The 22,560-nt window shown below is 68.6% G+C and carries 17 protein-coding genes; 8 read left to right on the top strand and 9 right to left on the bottom strand.

Annotation, left to right across the window (positions count from 1 at the left end):
* Positions 1–332: 332 nt before the first annotated feature.
* The 3 genes from ACN22W_RS18140 to ACN22W_RS18150 are packed head-to-tail and all read left to right on the top strand — an operon-like array spanning position 333 to position 3,523.
* Positions 333–1,070 (top strand): YoaK family protein, encoded by a 738-nt coding sequence (locus ACN22W_RS18140; RefSeq protein ID WP_419688848.1) that lies wholly within the window; start codon positions 333–335, stop codon positions 1,068–1,070.
* Positions 1,071–1,118: 48 nt separating this feature from the next.
* Entirely contained in the window at positions 1,119–2,060 is a 942-nt protein-coding gene (locus ACN22W_RS18145; protein ID WP_419688850.1) for a glyoxalase, read from the top strand.
* Between the two features lie 14 nt (positions 2,061–2,074).
* The gene (locus ACN22W_RS18150; protein WP_419688851.1) at positions 2,075–3,523 is read left to right on the top strand and encodes an alginate export family protein; all 1,449 of its coding nucleotides are present in this window, start codon (positions 2,075–2,077) and stop codon (positions 3,521–3,523) included.
* Positions 3,524–3,541: 18 nt separating this feature from the next.
* Here ACN22W_RS18150 and ACN22W_RS18155 read toward each other — a convergent pair whose 3' ends face one another.
* Complete coding sequence (locus tag ACN22W_RS18155; protein ID WP_412023952.1) at positions 3,542–4,447, bottom strand: LysR family transcriptional regulator; 906 nt, start codon at positions 4,445–4,447, stop codon at positions 3,542–3,544.
* A 108-nt stretch (positions 4,448–4,555) separates the two neighbouring features.
* Between ACN22W_RS18155 and ACN22W_RS18160 the strand changes: the two genes are divergently transcribed.
* Positions 4,556–5,206: a DsbA family oxidoreductase gene (locus ACN22W_RS18160; RefSeq protein ID WP_412023953.1), complete on the top strand. Its 651-nt coding sequence runs from the start codon at positions 4,556–4,558 to the stop codon at positions 5,204–5,206.
* 167 nt (positions 5,207–5,373) lie between these two features.
* Complete coding sequence (locus ACN22W_RS18165; protein ID WP_419688853.1) at positions 5,374–6,360, top strand: MBL fold metallo-hydrolase; 987 nt, start codon at positions 5,374–5,376, stop codon at positions 6,358–6,360.
* Positions 6,361–6,401: 41 nt separating this feature from the next.
* On the opposite strand, the gene ACN22W_RS18170 is transcribed toward ACN22W_RS18165, so the two are convergent.
* Positions 6,402–7,310 carry a helix-turn-helix domain-containing protein gene (locus ACN22W_RS18170; protein ID WP_412023955.1) on the bottom strand — a complete coding sequence of 303 codons (909 nt, stop codon included), beginning with the start codon at positions 7,308–7,310 and terminating at the stop codon, positions 6,402–6,404.
* 395 nt (positions 7,311–7,705) lie between these two features.
* On the opposite strand from ACN22W_RS18170, the gene ACN22W_RS18175 reads away from it, so the two are divergent.
* The 3 genes from ACN22W_RS18175 (at position 7,706) to ACN22W_RS18185 (ending at position 13,437) form a co-directional block, all read left to right on the top strand.
* A complete protein-coding gene (locus ACN22W_RS18175; RefSeq protein WP_419688854.1) occupies positions 7,706–10,624 on the top strand; it encodes an ATP-binding protein in 2,919 nt (972 codons plus the stop codon).
* 165 nt (positions 10,625–10,789) lie between these two features.
* Positions 10,790–12,670, top strand: a complete 1,881-nt coding sequence (locus ACN22W_RS18180) for an amidohydrolase (RefSeq protein WP_419688855.1) — start codon at positions 10,790–10,792, stop codon at positions 12,668–12,670.
* 95 nt (positions 12,671–12,765) lie between these two features.
* Positions 12,766–13,437: a phosphohydrolase gene (locus ACN22W_RS18185; RefSeq protein WP_419688856.1), complete on the top strand. Its 672-nt coding sequence runs from the start codon at positions 12,766–12,768 to the stop codon at positions 13,435–13,437.
* Positions 13,438–13,483: 46 nt separating this feature from the next.
* Here the strand turns inward: ACN22W_RS18185 and ACN22W_RS18190 are convergent, their stop codons facing one another.
* From ACN22W_RS18190 to ACN22W_RS18220, 7 genes are all read right to left on the bottom strand, one after another.
* Positions 13,484–14,596 (bottom strand): alkene reductase, encoded by a 1,113-nt coding sequence (locus tag ACN22W_RS18190; protein ID WP_419688857.1) that lies wholly within the window; start codon positions 14,594–14,596, stop codon positions 13,484–13,486.
* 179 nt (positions 14,597–14,775) lie between these two features.
* The gene (locus ACN22W_RS18195) at positions 14,776–15,993 is read right to left on the bottom strand and encodes an MFS transporter (RefSeq protein WP_419688858.1); all 1,218 of its coding nucleotides are present in this window, start codon (positions 15,991–15,993) and stop codon (positions 14,776–14,778) included.
* Positions 15,994–16,177: 184 nt separating this feature from the next.
* Positions 16,178–17,302, bottom strand: coding sequence for a hypothetical protein (locus ACN22W_RS18200; protein ID WP_419688859.1), 1,125 nt, complete (start codon positions 17,300–17,302; stop codon positions 16,178–16,180).
* A gap of 151 nt (positions 17,303–17,453) precedes the next feature.
* On the bottom strand, positions 17,454–18,371 hold the full coding sequence (locus ACN22W_RS18205) for a LysR family transcriptional regulator (protein ID WP_419688861.1): 918 nt from the start codon (positions 18,369–18,371) through the stop codon (positions 17,454–17,456).
* A gap of 72 nt (positions 18,372–18,443) precedes the next feature.
* Complete coding sequence (locus tag ACN22W_RS18210; protein WP_419688863.1) at positions 18,444–20,705, bottom strand: molybdopterin cofactor-binding domain-containing protein; 2,262 nt, start codon at positions 20,703–20,705, stop codon at positions 18,444–18,446.
* Complete coding sequence (locus ACN22W_RS18215) at positions 20,705–21,205, bottom strand: (2Fe-2S)-binding protein (RefSeq protein WP_412023964.1); 501 nt, start codon at positions 21,203–21,205, stop codon at positions 20,705–20,707. The genes ACN22W_RS18210 and ACN22W_RS18215 overlap by 1 nt, the downstream gene beginning before the upstream one ends.
* A complete protein-coding gene (locus ACN22W_RS18220) occupies positions 21,202–22,482 on the bottom strand; it encodes a c-type cytochrome (protein ID WP_419688865.1) in 1,281 nt (426 codons plus the stop codon). The genes ACN22W_RS18215 and ACN22W_RS18220 overlap by 4 nt, the downstream gene beginning before the upstream one ends.
* Positions 22,483–22,560 lie beyond the last annotated feature (78 nt).

The raw sequence follows: 22,560 nt of genomic DNA on the forward strand, positions 1-22,560 counted from the left end.
ATCGATCGAAAAATAACACGATTGAGGCGCCGAATCCGGCGGCGGCGCGGCTTTTGTGGCGGCGCGGGGCCCGTTGCGGGATCGTCCCGCATCGACGCGGACCGACGTCCAGTCCGGCGCTCGGGCGGCGAATTCAGAAAAATTCAGGCCGTCGGCCCATGACTTTAAGACGCGCCTTAACTAGTCTAGCTTCCGAACCGCCGCATGGGCCGGACGCCAGTCGGCAAGCCGGGCCGGCCGGCAAAACCGGAGCGGAACATGCCTTATCTGATCTCGCCGCGCGCAGGCATTGCGGGCGCCGGCGCAGTCGACACCTTCCAGGAAGCCGGGTCATGCCGCCGCAGCCAGTAACCGCCGGCACCGCCGCCGCGCCTGACCGCGTACGCGGCGAGGACATATTTCTCGCGTCGATCGCGGGCTACGTCGACACGCTCGGCTTCGTCGCGCTGTTCGGCCTGTTCACCGCGCACGTCACCGGCAACTTCATCCTGATCGGCTCGGGGCTGGCCGGCGTCGGGCAAGGGCTCGCGATCAAGTGGCTCGCGTTTCCCGCCTTCATCGCCGGCATCGTCGGCGCGCGCCTGCTCGACCATCGGATGCGGTCGCTGGGCCATGGCGTGCGCGCGCGTTCGCTGTATGCGCTGCAGGCCGTGCTGCTGGCCGGCTTCATGCTGGCCGGCGTGATGGCATCGCCGATCGCCGACGCCGATGCGCCGAGAACGATTTTGTGCGGCCTGCTCGGCGCCGCGGCGATGGGCGTCCAGAACGCGCATGGCCGGCTGACGGCCCGCTCGGTCGTCGCCAATACGGTGATGACGGGCAATGTCACGCAGGCGGTGATCGATGCGTTCGACTGGCTCGTGCCGATCGCCGCGCCGGCCGAACGGGCTGCCGCGCGCGTGCGGCTGCGGCGCACGCTGCCGCCGGTCGCGGGCTTCGCGCTCGGGGCGGGCGCGGGGGCGACGGCCTATCTGTATGCCGCCTTCTGGGCGCTGGCGTTGCCGCTCGCGGCGCTGTGCTTCCTCGCTTATCAATCCGGCCGGCCCGACGAGGGGCCGGCGCCACGCTGAATGCGCGCGCGGCATACGGCCGCGCTTGCCACTTTCCAGGAGAATTCGATGATTGCACTGAAGTTGCGACAGGTATTGCGGATGACGGCCGCGTCGACGGCCGTGCTCGGCGCATTGCTGGCGGTTGCGCCGGCCCAGGCCGACGAGACGCGCCTGCTGGAGACCTCGTCCGCGAAGGTGCCGGCCGTCACGGTCGGCCCGCAATACGACACGACGCATGTGTGCGTCGCACCGGAAGACTTCGACCGCTTCACCGACAGCTTCGTCGCGACCTTCGGCGGCAAGAAGTCGCAGCAGGGCGTGTTCCAGGTCACGCCGACGCCGAGCCAGACGATGTCGCAGCTCGTGTTCACGCCGTCCGGCACGATTTCGGTGTTCGGCTTCAAGACGCCGATCCCGTATCCGTTCTGCGCGGAACGCACCGGTTATCTCGTCACCGACATGGACGTCGCGATGAAGTCGGCGCGCGCGCACGGCGCGGACGTGGTCGTCGACACGTTCCCCGACCCGATCGGCCGCGACGCGATCATCCGCTGGCCGGGCGGCGTGAACATGCAGCTGTATTGGCACACGCAGGCGCCGAAGTACGACCCGCTGCAGACGGTGCCGGAAAACCGCGTGTACGTGTCGCCGGAAAGCGCGAGCAAGCTGGTGCACGACTTCGTCGCGTTCTCGCGCGGCAAGGTCGTGTCCGACGTGCGCAAGGCGCCGGGCGTCGAGATCGGCCGGCCGAACGATACGTATCGCCGCATCCGCATCGAGTCCGGTTTCGGCAAGATGACCGTGCTGGCCACGGATGGCCATCTGCCTTATCCGTACGGCCGCGAGATGACGGGCTACGAAGTGCCGGATCTCGCCGCGACGCTGAAGCAGGCGCAGGCCGCGGGCGTGACCGTGCTGGTGCCGACGTTCACGTCGGACGGGCGTGATGCGGCGCTCGTGCAGTTCCCGGGCGGTTATATCGCCGAGATCCACGCGCGGTCGAAATAATGGGCCGTCGGTCGATGAGACGCGCATGGCGGCGTGTGCTGCCCGCCGCCGTGCTGGCGGGCGGCGTCGCGACGTACGCCGGGACGGCAGCCGGTGCCGAGGATTCCACGGCGCCGGCGCCGGCTTCGAGCGCCGGCACGACCTGCACGGCGAAGCGGCCGACCCTGCTGTTCAACCGCTGGCAGGAAGACTGGTCGGTGCTCGCGAATCCGTGCGTGCCGCGCAAGCCGCTCGATTCGCTGAAGTACATCCCGCTGGGCGGCGACCCGTCGACCTACCTGTCGCTCGGCGCGAACCTGCGCGAGCGCTTCGAGCTGAACAACGCGCCGCTGTTCGGGCTCGGCGCCGGGCGTGACGACAATTACGTGATCGAGCATGCGACGGTGCATGCGGACCTGCGTTATGCCGGGCACTTCCAGGCGTTTGTCCAGTTCATCGATGCGCGGCCGTTCGGCAAGAACATGGTCACGACGGTGGACAAGGACCAGCTCGACATCGAGCAGGCGTTCGTCGCGTATGTCGATCAGGTCGGCGGCGGCACGCTCAAGACCCGCATCGGCCGGCAGGAGATGGCGTTCGACTTGCAGCGGTTCGTGGCGGTGCGCGACGGGCCGAACGTGCGTCAGGCGTTCGATGCGCTGTGGGCGGATTACGAGATCGGCAAATGGCGGCTGATCGGTTATGTGACGCGCCCGGTGCAATATCGCGACGACGCGGTGTTCGACGACGTGTCGAACCGGCACCTGAGATTCGACGGCGTGCGCGTCGAGCGGAGCGGCACGGGCCCCGGCGACCTGTCGGCCTACTGGTCGCGCTATACACGCGACAACGCGCATTATCTCGACGGGGCCGGCACCGAGCGGCGCGACGTGTTCGACATGCGTTACGCGGGCAAATCCGGCCGGCTCGACTGGGACCTCGAGGCAATGCTCCAGACCGGCCACATCGGGCAGGACACGATCGGTGCGTGGGCGTTCGGCGCGCTGGGCGGCTACACGTTCACGAAGACGGCGGGCACGCCGCGCATCGGCCTCCAGGTCGACGGCGCGTCGGGCGACAAGCATCCCGGCGACGGGCGCATGGGCACCTTCAACCCGCTGTTTCCGAACGGCTATTACTTCACGCTCGCCGGCTACACCGGTTACAGCAACCTGATTCACGTGAAGCCGTCGCTGACGTTCAAGCCGGCCACCAACGTGACGGTGCTGACCGCGGTCGGTTTCCAGTGGCGCGAGACGACGGCCGACGCGATCTACGCGCAAGGGATGCAGGTGGTGCCCGGCACGGCCGGCAAGGGCGGTTCGTGGACGGGCATGTATGCGCAGGCCCGCGTGGACTGGCTGGTCAATCCGAACGTGGCGCTGGCCGTCGAGGCCGTGCACTTCCAGATCGCCGACTCGATTCGCGCGCTCGGTGCGCGCAACGCCGACTATGTCGGCGTGGAAGCGAAGTTCGGCTGGTAACGCGGCGCGCCGCGCGGCTCAGTGCGGCGCGCGCGCCAGCGCCTCGACGAAATCGATGAACGCCGTGACGCGCTTCGAGCCGCGCTGATTCGGCAGGTACAGCGCGGTGACGACCGAGCGGGCCGCACCGGGCGTGACGTCGTATTGTTCGAACAGCCTGCGCAGGCGGCCGGACTGCACGTCGGCATCGACCAGCCAGTCGGGCAGCAGTGCGATGCCCGCGCCGTCGAGCGCGGCATCGCGCAGTACTTCGCTGTGATTCGACTTCATGCGCCCGGCGACGATCACGTTCGTCGTGCCGTGTGCATCGACGAACGACCAGGCCTGCTGGTCGCCGCCGAAGTGAAAGCGCAGGCACGCATGATCGACCAGCTCGCCCGGCGCCGACGGCGTGCCGTGCGCATCGAGGTAGTCGTGGCTCGCGACGACATACCGCTGGAACGTGGCGAGCGGCCGCGCGACGACCTCCGCGGACGGCGCGGCTTCGCCGAGCCGGATCGCGACGTCGATGCGGCCGGTGACGAGATCGACGCGTTCGTCGGTCAGTTGCAGATCGAGGTCGAGCTTCGGATAACGCGCGAGGAAGGCCGCGATGTGCGGCGCGATGCGGCGCACGCCGTACGCGACCGGCACGGACACGCGCAGCGGTCCGGACGGCTCGTCGCCGCGATCGGCGACGAGGGCGTCGGCTTCCGCGAGTTCCTCGAGCAGCCGCTTTGCGCGGGCGTAATAGACGGAGCCGGCGTCGGACAGCGTGACCTGCCGCGTCGTGCGGTTCAGCAGCACGGTGCCGAGCGACGCTTCGAGCGCATCCACCGCGCGCACCACCGACGAAGCCGCGAGTTCGAGACGGCGTCCCGCGCTCGAGAAGCCGCCGGCTTCCGCGACTTCCACGAACGCGCGCAGCGCGGAAAATTTGTCCATGTCGTCTTTGCCTTTGTGCGTGTCGCAACGATGCGTTGCGTGCCGTTGGCATTCTATCGCCGGCCCGCAAGCGCTATCTTCTGAACTGGAAATTTTCAGGAGAAAGCGATGAAACCCCTCGAAGTGACGGTCACCTACGATCTCATCTGCCCGTGGTGCTGGATCGCCGAGCGCAGGCTCGCCGAGGCCATCGATGAAGCCGGGCTGGCCGACGATACGCGCGTCCGGTTCGTGCCGTTCGAACTGAACCCGTCGATGCCGGTGGGCGGCGTGGACCGCAAGGCGTACCGGAGCGCGAAGTTCGGCAGTTGGGCGCGCTCGCAGGCGCTCGACGCGAACGTGGCCGAAGCCGGCCGGGCGGCGGGCCTCGTGTTCGATCATGCGCGGATCGCGCGCACGCCGAACACGCGGCTGGGACACCGGCTCGTCTGGTTCGCCCAGCAACACGGCAGTGCGGTCGCGCTCGTCGATGCGCTGTTCGCCGCGTATTTCCGCGACGGCCGCGATATCGGCGATGCGGACGTGCTCGTCGACATTGCGACCGATGCCGGGTTGCCGGGCGACGCGGTACGCGCGTTCCTCGCGTCCGGCGAAGGGCTCGACGCGGTGCTCGCGCTCGAGGAAGAGGCGGTGCGCGAAGGCATCGCGTCGGTGCCGTCCACGCGCATCGGGCCCACGGTCGTCAGCGGCGCGCAGCCGGCTGCCGTCTTTCGCGATGCGTTGATTGCCGCGCGGCGCGCGCACGATCCGGTCGCCTGAAGCCGGGCCGGGCCGCCGCTGCGGCCCGGCCTTCAGATCGATTCATGTCCCGCTCAGGACACAGGCGGAGCCGGCCGCTAAGCTCGGTGTCGCACGCCCCTCGCTTGCCTGAGCCTGACCGCCAGGCGGGCGCGCAACGTCGCTACGCAACCCGCAAGGAAACGGACATGAAGAATATGAACTGGCGAGCGCGCGCGGCGCGCTCGGGCGGCGTGCTGCTCGTCGCGTGGTGCATCGGCATCCTGGCATCGGCCGCGTTTGCCGGCGAGCCGGGCGGCAAGAGCCAGCCTCCCGGGTTCTACCGGCAAAAGCTCGGCGACCTGCAGATCGTCGCGTTATCCGATGGCACCCATCCGTTCCCGATCGATACGGTGTTCCGCGATGTATCGAAGGACGAAATCCGGCGCGATCTCGACCGCGCGTTTCTCGAGCCGCCGGTACAGGGGTCGATCAACGCGTTTCTGGTCGACACCGGATCGAAGCGGATTCTCGTCGATACCGGCGCCGGCGTGCTGTATGGCGACTGCTGCGGCAGGCTTCTCGGCAACCTGCGCGCGGCAGGCTATGCGCCGGAGCAGATCGACGAAGTGCTGCTCACGCACCTGCACAAGGATCATGTCGGCGGCATCGTGTCGAACGGCAAGATGACCTTTCCGAACGCGGTCGTCCGCGTGAACGAGATCGAGGCGAAGTACTGGCTCGATCCGCACAACAAGGCGCAGGCGCCGGCGTTCCTGGCATCGTTTTTCGATGCGGCGGCCGCGTCGGTCGCACCGTACATCACAGCGGGACGCTTCAAGACGTTTCGTGGCGATGCGACGCTCGCGCCCGGCATTCGCGCGGTGCCGATGCCCGGCCATACGCCGGGTCATACGGCCTACCTGATCGAGAGCGGCAAGGCCGGGCTGCTCGCGTGGGGCGACATCGTGCACGTCGCGGCGATCCAGTTGCAGGATCTCGATGCAACCGTCCAGTACGACAGCGATGCCGATGAAGCCCGCCGCACCCGGCGCGACACGCTGAGGCTCGTGGCGGACAAGCGTTATCTGGTCGGTGCCGCGCACATCGCGTTTCCCGGGCTCGGGCATTTGCTCAGGGAAGGGGAGCAGTACGACTGGATCCCGGTCAACTACGACGCGACGCCGTTGCAGTGACGGGATGGCGCGTGCGAGCCGCGGCTCGTACGCGCCGGCAGTCAGCGGTTCATCTCGCGCCGCCATGCGCCGGGCGGATGGCCGACGATGCGGGCGAACACGCGGTTCAGATGGCTCTGGTCCGCGAAACCGCAGACGGCCGCGATCTCCGCGAGCGTCATGTCGGTCGTCTCGATCAGTTGCCGGGCGCGGATCACGCGCTGTTCGAGCAGCCATTGATGCGGCGTGCGCCCGGTCGATCGCGAGAAGGCGCGGATGAAATAACCGCGCGACAGATCGCATTCGTTCGCGACTTCCTCGATCGACACGCCGAGGTCCGCCTTTTCCATCAGGAGTTCCTTGGCGAGCGCCGTCTTGGCCGGCGACAGCACGCCCTTGACCTGCAGGTCGCGTGCGTTCGCATTGCCGTAGCGGCGTGCGAGATGCGTGCCGATCGCGAGCCCCATCTGCTCGACGAACAGCGCGTTCAGCCCGCCGGGCACGTCGAGGCTGTCGGCGACGCCGTGCGCGAGATGGCCGAGCACCGCGTCCTGCACGTCGGGCGCGCAGGTCAGGCCGCCGATTCCCGTTCCGTCGTGTTCTCGGCCGAGGTCGTCGAGGTAAGTCCGCGACAGTTCGATGAGCAGGAAGTCGAATTTACCGTACAGGTCCGCGCGGAAATTCCGCGAGAAGTCGCGAATGTAGATCGAGTTGTGCTGAAAGCGCCGCTCGGATTTGCCGGTGCCGCCGTAGATCGTGCGCCGGTGCCCGCCATTCAGCGACACGCCGATCAGGAAACCGCGATCGCTGGCGCCCATCTCGATGCGCTCGAATTGTTCGTCGCGCATGCATTTTCGGTGGAGCGTCAGGCCGCCGGTCGACCGTTCAATATCCTTGGACAACAGGCTCGACAAGCATCCGAGCGTGTCTTTCGGCGGCGCCGCGGGGGGCGTGACGAGCGGATCGGGCATGGCGGAAAGTCCTTCGTTGGGGGTGGCGCGCGAGCAATTTTACGAGGAGTTTATACGGCGCGCCCGACAGGCCCAAGATAACTTGAACAAATGTCCGCTAGCTTACGGAATGATCGTACGGATCGATGCGCGCGGCGTGAGGCGCGACCGGCAAGCGAATCCGGTTCCGCGCGCAATATTGCCCTATTTATGTTCGCGCCGTGAGGATTCCGCCGCATGCCCGTGCGGCGGGCGTCAGCGCATTATTCTTCAAGATTTTTCTTTATACGGCGTTTACACTCGGCCCACTTTTTGAGACTTTGCACCCGGCCTGCAACGCAATCCGGGTGCGGACTCCCGCCCCGGTGAACCGCCGTGTTCACATGGCGGTCATCGTGGGGAACCTGGAGGCGGCCATGATCCAGATCGGGACGTTGTCGGTGGATTTCGAGCAGCGAGACATTCGCCGTCATGGCGCGTCGTTGCGGATTGGCGCACGCGCGCTCGACATACTTGAAGTACTGCATCGCGCCAACGGTTCCGTCGTGTCGAAGGACGACATCATGGATGCGGTCTGGCCAGGCCTGATCGTCGAGGAGAACCGGCTGCAGGTCCATGTCGCGACGCTGCGCAAGGCGCTGGGCGCGAACCGCGACCTGATCAAGACGGTGCCGGGCCGCGGTTACCTGCTGGTCGCGAATGCGCCGGCCGCGCACGACGCGGCGCCGCGCGCGGCCGCGTTGCCGCCCGCCGCCGCGGCTGCCCATCCGGTGCCGCTCGTCGGGCGTCAGGCCGAGATCGGGCAGATCGTCGACATGATCGAACGTACGCCGGTCGTCACGCTCGTCGGCGCGGGCGGCATCGGCAAGACGAGCCTGGCCGCGCGGGTCGCGCACGAGCTGCGCAGCCGGTCCAGCGAGCGTGTCCTGTTCGTGGAGCTGGCGCGCGCTGCGACGCGCGACGACGTGCTGCTCGCGATCGCCGCGGAACTCGGGCTCGAGACGGATGGCGTGCCCGCAGCCGACCGGATCGGCGATGCGTTCGCCGCGTCGGGCGGCCTGCTCGTGCTCGACAACGCGGAGCACGTCGTCGATCTGGTGGCCGACCTCGTCGAAACGCTGACGTCGCGCGCCGCGCGGTTGCGCGTGCTCGTGACGAGTCGCGAACCCCTTCATATCTCGGTCGAGGCCGTGTTTCGCGTGAGCCCGCTGGCGGTGCCGGACGGCAGTGCGTCCGTGGACGAGATCGCGCGCCATTCGGCCGTCGAGCTGTTTCTGGCGCGGATTCGCGCCGCCACGCCCGAGTGCGTGGTCGACGCGGCTGGCGTCAGGGTGGTCGGCGATATCTGCCGGCGCCTTGACGGGCTCCCGCTGGCGATCGAACTGGCTGCCGCGCGCGTCGCGACGCTCGGGCTCGAGATCGTCGCGTCGCGTCTCGACGACCGGCTGAACCTGCTGACGGGCGGGCTGCGATCGGCGTTGCCGCGCCACCAGACGTTGCGCGCGACGTTCGACTGGAGCTACGTGCTGCTGGACGGGGCCGCGCGGTCGCTGTTTCGCCGGATGGCCTGCTTCATCGGCCCGTTTACGTTCGATGCCGCGCGTGAGGTCGCGATGGCTCCCGGCATGCCGGCCGCCGAGATGATCGCGGTGCTCGGCGAACTGGTCGCGAAGTCGCTGGTGGCCGTCGAGTTCAACGGCGCGCAGGCGCGCTACCGATTGACCGAATCGACCCGGGCGTACGCGATCGAGAAGCTGCACAACGAGGGCGAATTCGACGCCATCGTCGAGCGTCATGCGCGCTACCAGCGCGAGCAGGCGGAAGCCCGGATGCAGGCTCAAGTGCAAGCAGAAGCGGAAGCAGAAGCAGAAGCCGCGCAGCCGGCGAGCCCGGATCTTGCCGTGGACGAGCCGGCGCTGCCCGAACCCGCGGCGACGACCGAACCGCAGGCGCCGGAAGCCGACGCGCTGGTGCTCGGGTTGCTGGAGCCGGCGCGGATGCGCGAGTGTTCGATCCCGGCGAAACGCGCGCTCGACGCCATCGAGGCCGCGGCGCCCGAGGCCGTCGACGCCGCGAGCGAGATGCGCTTGCGCGCGGCCTATGCGTCGGCGCTGCTGCATACCGATGGCGATACGCAAATGGCCGCCTCGATGTGGGACCGCACGCACGGTCTCGCGGGCCGGCTCGGCGACGATGCGTTCGACGCGTGCGCGCTGGTGGGGCTGTGGAACACGATGCTGACGCGCTCAGACATTCACGAATCGTTGCGTTATGCGACGCGCTTCGAGCGCGCCGCCGAGCGGCGTGGCGACCGGTCGCAGCGCCTGCTGGCGAACGCGATGGTCGCGACCTCGCTGCATTACTTCGGCGAGCATGCGCAGGCGCGCGAACGGCTGGAAGCGGCGATGGCCGAGCTGGCCGAGGCCGGCGAGCCGTCCTGTGCGAAAGCGGCGCTCGGCATCGACGTCGGGACGCTCGGCCGCACGATGCTGACGCGGCTGGTGTGGATGCAGGGCGATCCGGAATACGCGATGCGCTTGGCCGCGCAGGCGGTCGAACACGCGCGCCGCAGCGGCTCGGGGCTGGCGTTGTGCGTCGTGCTCGGCGCGGCGGCGGTGCCGATTGCGTTGCGCTACGGCGATCACGACGCGATCTCCGACTATCTCGCGACGCTTCGAGCGACGGCCGACGCGAACGGGTTCGACATCTGGCGCAGCCATGCGGAATGTCTCGCCGGACAGTTCGACATGCAGGCCGGACATCCCGGCGCCGGGCTCGCGCGGCTCGAGCCCGCGCTGCGGAGCATCGAGGCGAGCGGATTCCGGCGCCTGCTCGTGCCGGTGGTCGTCGCGTATGCGGAAGGGCTGACGCGCACCGGCCGGGCGGCCGAGGCGCGGGCGAAGCTCGACGCGACGCTCGCGCGCTGCCGCGGGCACGGCGAACATCTGTTCGTGCCGGAACTGCTGCGCGCGCGAGGCCTCGCGATGCTCGAACAGGCCCGCACGGCCGACGCGGATCTCGCGGCCGCGTGCGAAGCGGACGGGCACCGTCATCTGCTGCTGGCGATTCACACCGCGAACGGGCAAGGCGCCGCGATGTGGGCGCTGCGCGGCACGCTGGACCTCGCCGATCACCTGATCGAGCGCGGGCGCACCGGGCAGGCGTCCGCACTGGTGGCCAACCTGTCGGGGCATTTCGATCCGCAATCGCGCGCGTTCGACGTTCGCCGACTGGCGCGGGTGCAGAGCTTCGTGCGCTCCACGGAGGCGACGCCGTCGTCGAGCCGCGCGCGCATGCGGCTCGGGGCGGCCGACGCGATGCAGTCGGTGGCGTAACGGCGCGCCGCGCCCGTGCAGGCAACCGTCGCGCCATCGTGCCGCGGCGCGTGGGCCCGATCGATCAACGTTCAAGGGGAGTGTGGATGGTCCGTGTATCGTCAAACCGGGTGCATGCCGTGTGCGACCGTACGCCGGCTTTCGGCGCAAGCAGGAGGCCTGACGGTGCTTAAGGCGACGGAATCCGCGGAATCGGCGGACCTCATCGTTTTCAACGGCAAGATCGCGACGCAGGACGACCGGCAGTCGTTCGTGACCGCGCTCGCGGTGAAGCACGGCCGGATCCTCGCGACCGGCAGCGGGCACGAGGTGATGCGTCATGCGGGCGCCGATACGCGTCGCATCGACCTGAACGGCCGCACCGCGATCCCGGGGCTGAACGATTCGCACCTGCACGTGATTCGCGGGGGGCTGAACTTCAACCTGGAATTGCGCTGGGACGGCGTGCCGACGCTGGCTGAAGCACTCGGCATGCTGCGACGCCAGGTGCTGCGCACGCCTGCGCCGCAGTGGGTGCGCGTGGTCGGCGGCTGGACCGAATTCCAGTTCGCGGAAAAGCGCGGGCCGACGGTGGCCGAACTCAATGCGATCGCGCCCGACACGCCGGTTTTCATCCTGCACCTGGGCGACAGCGCGCTGCTGAACGCGGCCGCGCTGCGCGCGATCGGCTACGGCCGCGACACGTCCGATCCGCCGGGCGGCGAGATCCAGCGCGACCGCCTCGGCAGGCCGACCGGCATGCTGATCGCGCGCCCGGACATGGGCATCCTGCATACGGCGCTCGAGCACGGCCCGAAGCTCGGCCATGCCGACCAGATGAATTCGATGCGGCACTTCCTGCGCGAATTGAATCGCCTCGGCGTGACGAGCGCGATCGACGCCGGCGGCGATTTCCAGGCTTTTCCGGACGACTATGCCGCCATCATGGCGCTCGCGAAGCGCGGCGAACTGACGGTGCGTATCGCGTACAGCCTGTTCGTGCAGCATGCCGGCCGGGAACTCGACGACTACGCGCGCTGGGTGACGCTGGCGCAGCCCGGCGACGGCGATGCGTTCCTGCGGATGAACGGCGCCGGCGAACTGCTGGTGTATTCCGCGGCCGATTTCGGGAATTTTCTCGAACCGCGCCCCGACCTGCCCGACGCGCTCGAGGCGGAACTGGCCGAGGTCGTCCGCCTGCTGGTGCGGCATCGCTGGCCGTTCCGGCTGCATGCGACCTACGACGAATCCATCGGCCGTTTCCTGAACGTGCTCGAAGCCGCGAACCGCGAGACCCCGTTCAACGGGCTGCGCTGGTTCTTCGATCATTGCGAGACGATTTCGGATGCGAACATCGCGCGTATCGCGGCGCTTGGCGGCGGTGTGACGGTCCAGCACCGGATGGCATTTCAGGGCGAGTACTTCATCGCGCGCTACGGCGCGGCAGCGGCCATGCGCACGCCGCCGATCCGCGCGATGCTGGCGGCCGGACTGCCGGTCGGCGCGGGCACCGATGCGACCCGCATCGCGAGCTACAACCCGTTCGTGTCGCTGTACTGGATGGTGTCCGGGCGCACGGTGGGCGGTACCGCGCTGTATCCCGAATGCAATCGGCTCAGCCGGATGGAAGCGCTGCGCCGCTACACGGTCGGCAGCGCGTGGTTCTCGAACGAAGACGATTGCAAGGGCGCGCTGGTGCCAGGCCAGTACGCGGATTTCGCGGTGCTGACGGACGACTACTTCACGATCGACGAATCGCGGATCCCGCAACTGTCGTCGGTCCTGACGATCGTCGACGGCAAGGTCGTGCATGCGGATGACGAGTTCGGCACGCTGGCGCCGCCGCCGCTGCCGGTCAGCCCCGCGTGGTCGCCGGTGGCCGAATTCGGTGGCGTCGGCGATCGTCGTGCGGGTGTGCCGGCGCAGTCGCGCGCAGCGGCCGGCAACGGCGCGGACGCCGGTTTTGTGCGCGGTCACGGGCGTCGTTTCGCGCAACGCCTGCATGCGGCCGCAACGGGGGCCGTCGAGCAGTGCGAAGCATTCGTTCAGCCCGGTGTCGCCTTTTAGGTCGACGTGTTTCAGCAGGAATGTCGGCTGCCTCGGCCCACGCCGCGCGAAGCATGACAATTTTCCGCCCCCGGCGTGGGGCAGAAGGAGACGAGATGAGTTCTGCGCATACGTGCGCATCGGCCGATGACGAAGTCGCGGGTGTCCGTATCCCCCGGACGCCGATGGCGATCGAGGCCGCCGAAGCGGCACGCGCGTCGTTGCCGCGGGTGATGACCGACCATGCGTGCCGGGTGTTCGTCCTCGCATCGCTGGCCGCGCGCCGTGCAGGCGAGATCCTGGATGCCGATGCGCTGTACGTGGCCGCGATGTACGCGAACATGGGATTGAGCGCCGCGTATTGCCGCTCGACCGAGCGTTACGAACTGGACAGCGCCGATGCCGCGCAGGCGTTCCTGCTGCGGCATCAGACGTCGCAGTGCATGCGCAACGACGTGTGGCGCGCGATCGCGCTGCATACGACACCCGGCGTGGCGGCGCGCGTGTCGCCGCTGGCGCGTGCGCTGGCGGCCGCTGTATCGACGGACCTGATGGCATCCGACTTCGATGCGTATTCGGCGGGCGAACGCCAGGCGCTGCTGGCCGCCTACCCGCGCGGCGACGGGTTCAGCGACGCGTTTCTCGACGCGATCGCACGCGGCGTCGCGCACCGGCCCGCGACGACGTTCGGCACGTGGAGCGCCGATGTGCTCGAGCGGGCCGATCCGGATTTCCAGCGGCCGAATTTCTGCGGACGCGTACTCGGTGCGCGCTGGAAGGACGCCTGAAGGCGTCCTTTCGGAAGCACCAGCTGACTTGCGGTTGCGGTGACGTTCAGGCGGTCCGCTCCGCTGCGTCGTGACGCGCGTAGTCGACGTATCCCGCGTGGTCGCCGCCATACCAGCCGACCGACTTCGGCGCGGCGAGCGGCGCATTCGCCGCGATGCGCTCGACCAGGTCGGGGTTCGCGATGTACGCGCGCGCAAACGCGACGAGATCGGCGTCGCCCGCATCGATCAGCGTATTCGCGGCTTCCGGCGCGATGCCGCCGTTGACGATCAGCGTGCCGCGGTAGGCCTTGCGCGTGTTCTCGACGATCCGCGGCAGGTCGGGCTCGCCGCTCCAGCCGTTGGTGTCCGCCGCGTGCACGTAGGCGACGCCGGCTTCGTCGAGCATGCGGCCGACGTACGCGTACGTCGCATCCGGATTCGCGTCGCGCACGTTGTTGTATTTCGCGTACGGCGAAATGCGCACGCCCACGCGGCTCAGCGGCATCACGTCGCCGACCGCGTCGATGATTTCCTCGAGGAAGCGCGCGCGACCCGCGACCGAGCCGCCGTAACGGTCGTCACGGCGATTCAGCGTCGACGACAGGAACTGGTGCGGCAGGTAGCCGTTGGCCGCGTGGATCTCGACGCCATCGAAACCGGCCGCCATCGCGCGGGTGGCCGCGCGGCGGAACTCATCGACCGTGCCGGCGACTTCGTCGGTCGTCATCGCGCGCGACGGCGTCGCGTGAATCTTCGTGTAATAGCCGTTCTGCAACTGCGCCCACACCTGCAACTGCTCGAGATCGTCGTTGACGCCGGACGGCGACAGCGGCGCGTCGCCGCCGAGCAGCGTCAGCGAGCTGACCCGGCCGCCGTGCCACAGCTGCGCGAAGATGCGGCCGCCGTTCGCATGGACCGCGTTCGTGATCTGCTTCCAGCCGGCCGCCTGCTCGTCGGTGACGAGCCCCGGCGTCAGTTCGAACGACGCGGAGGCCGGGCTGACGTTGGTTGCCTCGGTGACGATCAGCCCGGCGGACGCACGCTGCGCGTAGTACTCGGCCATCAGGTCGGTCGGCTGGCCGCGCGACGGGGCGCGCGAACGCGTCATCGGCCCCATCACGACACGGTTCGGAAGCGGCAGGCCGCGCAGATCGTAGTTGCTGAGCAGGGAAGACATGATGATTTCCTTTTGCGTGGAGCAGGGCGGCGCCGCGTATCGTCCGGTTGCAACCGGCGCAACGGCGGGCCCTGCGGAAAGTTCGGAATGACGTGGGTGATGTGTGTGACGTGCCGGCGGCGTTCCGGCGCGCGAAGCGCCCGGGCGGGGTTCGCGCGTGAACCGGTGCCGGCGCCGGTTCAGGTCGTTGCGTGCCGTTCGGCGTGCGGCCGGCCGATTGCCAGGTAGTGGACGAGCGCGACGATCGGGAACGCACCGGCGACGGCGGCGACGAGCGGCCAGCCGCCATGCTCGTACAGCGGGCTGGCGAGTGCGGAGCCGATGGCGCCGCCGACGAAGATGCTCGTCATGTACAGCGCGTTCAGACGGTTGCGGCTCGCGGCATGCAGCGCGTAGATCTCGCGCTGGCCGAGCACCATGTTCATCTGCACCGCGAAATCGAGCACGATGCCCGTGACCACGAGACCATACAGGCCGGCGCCGTGGATCAGCGTGACCGCATACGACAGCGTGCCGGCGACCAGCGCGATCAGCGTGGCCCGCACGGTGTGGCCGGCATCCGCGAGGCGGCCCGCGACCGGCGCCGACGTCGCGCCGATCGCACCAACGAGCGCGAACAGGCCGATGGCGGTTTGCGACAGGCCGTAGTGACGCGTCAGTTCGACCGGCACGGCGGTCCAGAACAGGCTGAACGACGCGAACATCAGGCCCTGGTAGAGCGCGCGATGGCGCAGCACCGGCATCGTGCGGACCAGATGCAGCAGCGAGCCGATCAGTTCGAAATAGGTGGCGCGATGATCGGGCTGGCGCGACGGAATCGTCAGTGCCAGCACGGCCGTCACGAGCGTCATCAGCACGGCGGCGGCCGCGAACACGAAGCGCCAGCCGAACGCATCGGCCACCACGCTCGACAGCGGGCGTGCGAGCAGGATGCCGAGCAGCAGCCCGCTCATGATCGTGCCGACCACCCGGCCGCGCGAATGATCCGGCGCGAGGTGCGCGGCGAGCGGCACCAGGATCTGGACGGCGACCGAGCTGAAGCCGACCAGCAGCGAAATCGCGAGAAACAGCCCGGGCGTCTGGACGACCGCGGCCGCCGCGAGGCTCGCGATCGACACGACGGCCGTGACGATCATCAGCTTGCGGTTCTCGAGCAGGTCGCCGAGCGGCACGATGAAGAACAGGCCGAGCGCGTAGCCGATCTGCGTCAGCGACACGATCAGGCTCGCGGTTTCGCCGGACATGTGCAGGCTCGGCGCGATGAGTTCGGTGATCGGTTGCGCGTAGTACAGGTTCGCGACGATCGCGCCGCAACTGAACGCGAACAGCAGGATGAGGCCCTGCGTGAGCTTGGCGGCGTGCCCGTGGGCCGCGACCGGGGTGGATTCTGCTGACATGGTCGACTCCTTGAAAAGTGATGTCGGGTGCCCGTTCATCGGGCGGGCGTTGCGATTGCCGTCGCGGCGAAACGGAAGCCGCCGCATTGCCGTCAAGATTATTGATCGATCGATAACAAGGGAATACGCCCGGGGCGCAATCGAGCATTGCGCGCCACGCAAAGGGGGCGGACCGTGGGCGGGTTCATGCGCACGCGCCGAGGCCGAGATCGGTTGCGAACCGCACGCCGGCGTCGGCGAGGCCGGCCGACGCGATCCGGCGTGCGGCGGCCCAGGACGCGGTGCGTCTCGTGACGTCGTGCGCGCCCGACGGCAGCGCCTGCGCGAGGGTGACCGCGTCGGCGAGGGCCTTCGACATGCCGGATGCCGTATGGGGCCGCAGCGTGCAGGCGGCGTCGCCGACGAGCGCGATGCGGCCGTTGGCGAAGCCGGGGCTGAACACGTCGAAGACGGCCTGGACGGATGGCGCGGCGGTCGCGTCGACCAGTTGCGACAGCACCGGCGGCAGGCGCTCGCGCGCGAGCGCGCCGAGCGCCGCGTGTGCGTGGGTCGACAACAGGCCCGGTTCGGCCGACGCGTCGTGCAGGCGGCCGCCGAGGTCGGCCAGATGGCCGCGCATCGCGTCGAGGTTCGGTTCGGAGCGGTACCAGATCCAGTTGAAGCGCTGCGCGCGAGGCCCCGGCATGCCGTCGGCGGCGGGAATCTGGAACGCCATGAAGAGTTCGCCGGGCTGCCGGTAGAGCGTCAGGTTCTCGACCAGCATTTCGATGGTCCCCGCATCGAACGCGGCTTCGTCGACGACGCCGCGCCACGCGAAGTAGCCGGCATAACGCGGCGCGTAGCCGGGAAACAGCGCCGTGCGGATGCGCGAGCCCGCGCCTTCCGCGGCGACGAGCAGGTCGACCCGTTCGCGCGTCGCGCCGATCTGCAGGTCGACACCGTCCGGGTCGCGGTTCTCGACCGTCACGGGGCTGTCGTACCGGATCATCCCGTCCGGCAGCATCGCGCACAGCGCGCGATAGACGATGTCCCACGACGAGAACGGCAGCCATTGGCACGCGTCGTCGACGATGCCGCCCGCGCGGTCGATCCAGCGCCGGCGGCGTGTCGGGACCGTCGCGATCGACAGTCGTTGGCCGCCGTGCGCGTCGAGAAAGGCTGTCATGCGGCGCAGGACCGCGACACCGCCGCCATGATCGGGCACGCGCCGGTCGCGGCGCTCATGGACGACGACCTCGTGACCGATGCAAGTCAGCGTGACGGCGGCGGCCAGGCCCGTGATGGAGCCGCCGGCGATCGCGATCTTCATGATGCGCCTCTCGAAACGGGCCTCCGGCGCGGATATCGCGGGTAGCGAAGCCCCATGAGAGCAGTCTGGATCGAGCCGACTGAATAGTCCTAAACCGCGTCTTAAATCAATTGATTTATGCGGTGCGCGCGGCGGCGCGAGGCGGTGGGCTTCAGCTGCGCTTGCCCTGCAGCGTCGGAATCTGCGCGAACAGCGACGAGAGCCAGTCGACGAAGACCTTGAGCTTGACGGGCGTATGCCGATTGGGCGGATACAGGATCGAGATCGGCCGCGGCGGCGTGTTGAAATCGGTCAGCACCTCGCGCAGGCGCCCCGATTGCAGATACGGCTCGACCAGGTACAGCGCGGTCCTGATCAAGCCGATGCCCGCGACGCCGCACGCGATGTAGGCGTCGGCGTCGTTGACCGCGACCGTGCCGCACATCTGCACGATGCGCGTTTCGCCGTCGACGATGTAGTCCCACGGGCGCGGCCGGCCCGTATCGGCCGAGATGTGGCTGACCGCGACGTGCTGCGCGAGATCGTCCACCGTTTCCGGCACGCCGAATCGGTCGAGATACGTGGAGGACGCGCACGTGCAGGTCGTCAGGCTGCCGATCCGTTTCGCGACCAGGCCCGAATCGTCGAGCGCGCCGATCCGCACCACGCAGTCGACGCCTTCGCCGACGAGGTCGATCTGGCGATCGGTCACGCCGAGCTCGACCATGATGCCCGGATGGGCGGCGAGAAACTCGGGCAGGGCCGGTATCATGATCTGCTTCGCCATGGCCGGCGGCAGGTTCACTTTCAGACGGCCGCGCGGCACATTGCGCGCTTGCGACACCGATGCCTCCATGTCGTCGATCTCGCGCAGCACCGCGACCGAGCGTTCGTAGTACGCCTGCCCGTCCTCGGTCAGCGAGATCCGGCGCGTGGTGCGGTTCAGCAGCCGGCAGCCGAGATGCTGTTCGAGTCCGCTCAGCAGCGCGGACACGCGCGGCGTCGTCAGCCCGGTCGTGTCGGACGCGCGCGTGAAGCTGCCCGTCTCGACGATGCGCGTAAACACGCGCATCGAAAGCAAGGTATCCATCGTTCAGAAATCTCCAGCCTGTTGGTTGCCGGCACCGGTGCGTGCCGGCGCGGCTGTTGTTTTGAGGTGCCGCTACGCATCGATGCGCTTCCTGAGCCCGTCGCCCGCGAACGGCATTTCGCGCAGCCGCTGGCCGGTCGCATCGAAAATCGCGTTGGCCAACGCACCCGCGGTCGGCCCCATCGACGCCTCGGCCGCACCGAGGAACGGTGCGCCCGGCCGGTTGATCAGGTGCACCTTGATGCTTTGCGGTGCGGCGCCGAAACGCAGGATCGGATAACTGCTCCAGTCGAAGCTGCGGATGCGCTGCGTATCGTATTTCAGCGCCTCGTACAGTGTCCAGCTTGCGGCCTGCACGATGCCGCCTTCGATCTGGTTGCGGATGCCGTCCGGCGATACGACCTGGCCGGCGTCGACCGCGACTTCCGCGTGATCGAGCGTCACCTGACCGGTTTCCGGCACGACCGAGATGTCGATCGCGATCGCGACGTAGGCCATCAGGTTCTTGTAGCGGCCGAACGCGAAACCGACGCCGCGGTTGCGTTCGCGCGGCGGCCGCGGCCAGCCGAACTTGGTCGCGACGAGCTGGATCACCTGCCGCGCGCGATGATCCTGCATGTGCCGCAGCCGGAACTCGACGGGATCGATGCCGGCGGTATGCGCCAGCTCGTCCATGAAGCTTTCGATTGCCCAGACGTTCGTGTGCGCGCCGAGCGAGCGCATCGCCGATGTCTGCAGCGGCATCGTCGGCGAGAAGTTGTTGACGATGTGCATCTTCGGCAGCGCATACAGCGGGATCGCGTTGCGATCGCCGCCGCCCTCGGGCTGCAGCATCGGCGTCGACGGCGCGGAGACGAACGGCGGCTCGAGCATCCGAGCGGGCAGCAGCCGGCCCGCATTGACGATGCGCTCGTTGTGCGAGCTGCTCCACAGCGCGTAGCTCCAGTCGACGATGCGGCCGCCGGCGTCGAGCGACGCGCTGAGCTCGGTCACCATCGCCGGCGTGAAGTGGTCCCACGTATGTTCCTGTTCGCGCATCCACTGGACGCGGATCGGCTTGCCGGGCATCGCGGCCGCGATCAGCGCCGCATGTGCGGCCACGTCGTCCGCGCCGTTGTGCCCGTAGCAGCCGGACCCTTCGGTGTGAATGCAACGGATGCTGGCCTTCGGCATCGACAGCATCTCGGCGAGCGCGTCGCGCAGCGGGTAGACGCCTTGCGAGTGGGTCCACACGGTCAGCGTGCCGTTCTCGAGATGGGCGACCGAGCAAGACGGTCCGATCGAGCCGTGCAGCAGGTAGTTCTTCAGGAAGGTGGCGCTCAGCGTTTTCGTTGCCGGCGCGGTGTCCGCATGCGTATTGGCGATCTCGATGCGTTGCGTCGCGATCCGCTTCAGATCCTGATGCACCGTTGCGCGATCGGGCAGCGCCCGGCCGCCCGACCAGTGGCAGCTCGCGGCCAGCGCGCGCTGCGCGACGACCGCCTGCCATTCGCCCTGCGCGACGACCGCGAGCATGCTGCCGTTGCGCACGATCCGCACGACCCCCGGCATCTTCCGGATCGCCGCTTCGTCGAACGACTGCAGTTTGGCGTCGTACACGGGCGGCATCACGACGCGCGCATGCAGCATGCCGGGCAGTTCCATGTCCTGCACGTAGCTGACGCCGCCCGTGACCTTGTTCGGAATGTCGACGCGCGGCAGCGACGTGCCGATCACGGCGAACGTCGCCGGGTCCTTCAGCGGGGAAGTCGGCGTCGCGTTGCGATGCAGGTCGACGGTGCGGACCGCGTCGCCGTAGCGCATCGTGCGGCCGTCCGGCGCCTTGATGACCGCGTCGGAGACGCTCAGCAGGCGCGCATCGACGCCGAACTGCTTCGCCGCGCCTTCGACCAGCAGCCCGCGCACCTGTGCGGCGGCGTTCAGCAACGCGGAGCCGCTGTCCGCCATCGTGTGGCTGCCGGCGGTCAAGCCCTCGTCCGGCGACGCGCCGGTGTCGGCGGTCAGGAAGGTGATCAGCGAAGGCTTCATGTTCAGCTCTTCGGCCGCCACCTGCAGCAACGCGGTGCGCACGCCGGTGCCGAGCTCGACCTTGCCGGTGAACACGGTGACCTTGCCTTCGGGCGTGATCTTGATCCATGCGTCCAGCAGCGGATTGGTCTTCAGGCTGCCGGCCAGCGTTTGGGTGGCCGTGGACACGTGCACGGCGGCACCTTCGTCCGCGATCACGACCTCGGCGGCGGCGCGAGCGGCCGGTGCGAGGCTGAACGCGACGAACAGCGCGCCGGAGATCATGAAGTGCCGGCGGCCTTCGTCGATGTCGTCGGGTGGGTTCATCAGAGCCCCTTGCTGATCATGACGGGAGCGGCTGCCGGCTCCGGGTCCGGCATGCCCGCGACCTGGCGCACGGCCGCCAGGATCCGCATGTGGGTGCCGCAACGGCACAGATTCGGTTCCATGTGGTTGCGCAGCTCGCGTTCGGTGGGTTTCGGGTTGCGTTCGAGCAGCGCCTGGGCGCGCATGATCATGCCCGCGATGCAATAACCGCACTGCGCCGCCTGATGATCGATGAACGCTTGCTGAAGCTTGCCCGGATGCTCGGCGGTGCCGAGGCTTTCGAGGGTCCTGACGCGGCGCTCGCCGAGCGCGGCGACCGGGATCAGGCACGAGAACATCGGCTTGTCGTCGACGATCACGGTGCACGCGCCGCATTGCCCGAGGCCGCAGCCGAACTTCGCGCCGTGCAGGTGCAGGTCGTTGCGCAGCGCGTAAAGCAGCGGCGTGGAAGGATCGATGTCGAGCGTGTGCCGCACGCCGTTCACGGTGAGGTTGATCATCGCGCGCTGTCCTCCTTTCTGAGTTTCGCGGCCAGGGTGTCGATGCCGCTCCACGCGGGGCGATCGGAGTACGTTTCGCGGAGGTAGGCGGCGAGGTCCGCGATCTGCGCGTCGTCGTACTGGTCGAGGTAGGACGGCATGTAGTTGAGGGTGTCCTCGCCATGCCAGCCGATCCCGTTGAACATCATCTGGATCGCGTTGCGCGGCGTGTCGGCGGCGACCGCCGTGCTGAACGCGAGCGTCGGTCGTTCGCCGATCGACTGCATCGGCGATGCCGGCCCGTGGCACTGCGCGCACGACGCCTGGAACAGCACCGAGCCGCGCTGCGCGGCGGGCGTCGTCGCGGTGCGTTCGGCCGCGCTCGTCGCAGGCCGTGCGGCGGCCGGCTTCTGGATCGACAGGATGTAGGCCGCGATGGCCTCGACATCCTCGACGGGCACCGTTGCGAGATCGCGCGTGACGGGGAGCATCGGGCCGGCGGCCGCGCCGTGTTCGCTCGCGCGGCCGGTGCGCAGGTACGTCACCAGTTGCGCCTGCGTCCACGGGTGCACCGCGTTGCCGAGCGCGTTGAGCGGCGGTGCATCCCAGCCGTCGACGATACCGCCGTCGAACGCCTTGCCGGTCTCTTCGCCGCCGATCGCATTCAGCGGCGAATGGCAGGACGCGCAGTGGCCGAGCCCGTCGACCAGCAGCTTGCCGCGATTCCATTGCGCGGATTGCGACGGGTCCGGCACGTAGGCGCCTTCGCGCAGGAACAGCACGTTCCAGAACGCGACCAGCGGCCGGAAGTTGAGCGGGAAGATCAGGTCGTTCGCCGGGATCTTCGTTTGCACCGGTTCGCGTGTCATCAGGTACGCGTACGCAGCCGAGATGTCCTGGTCGGACATCCGCGTGAAGTGAATGTACGGAAAGGCCGGGTAGAGCGGGTGACCGTCGCGGGCGATCCCGGTGCGCAGCGCGCGGGCGAAGGCGTCCTGCGACCAGCGGCCGATGCCGGTGTCGGCATCCGGCGTGATGTTGGTCGCGTAGATCGTGCCGAACGGCGTCGCGAGCGGCAGCCCGCCGGCGAACGGCCTGCCGTCCTTCGCCGTGTGGCAGACGACGCAATCGCCCAGCGCGACCACGCGCGCGCCGGCCCGGACGAGCTGCGGATCGAACGACGCGCGGGCAGGCGGATCGATCGGCGCGATCGACGGCCGAACCATGATGCCGATCGCGACCGCCAGGCCGACGATTGCGACGCCTGCCGCGCCGATCCAGAGTCGTTTGTGCTTCATGCGTGCTCCACGCGAATCGGTTCGTCGTACCGGATTCGACGCGCAGGGCATTCGGATCGATATCGGCCGGGCATGTCC

It is taken from the genome of Burkholderia theae, assembly GCF_048565265.1.
GTDB lineage: Bacteria > Pseudomonadota > Gammaproteobacteria > Burkholderiales > Burkholderiaceae > Burkholderia > Burkholderia theae.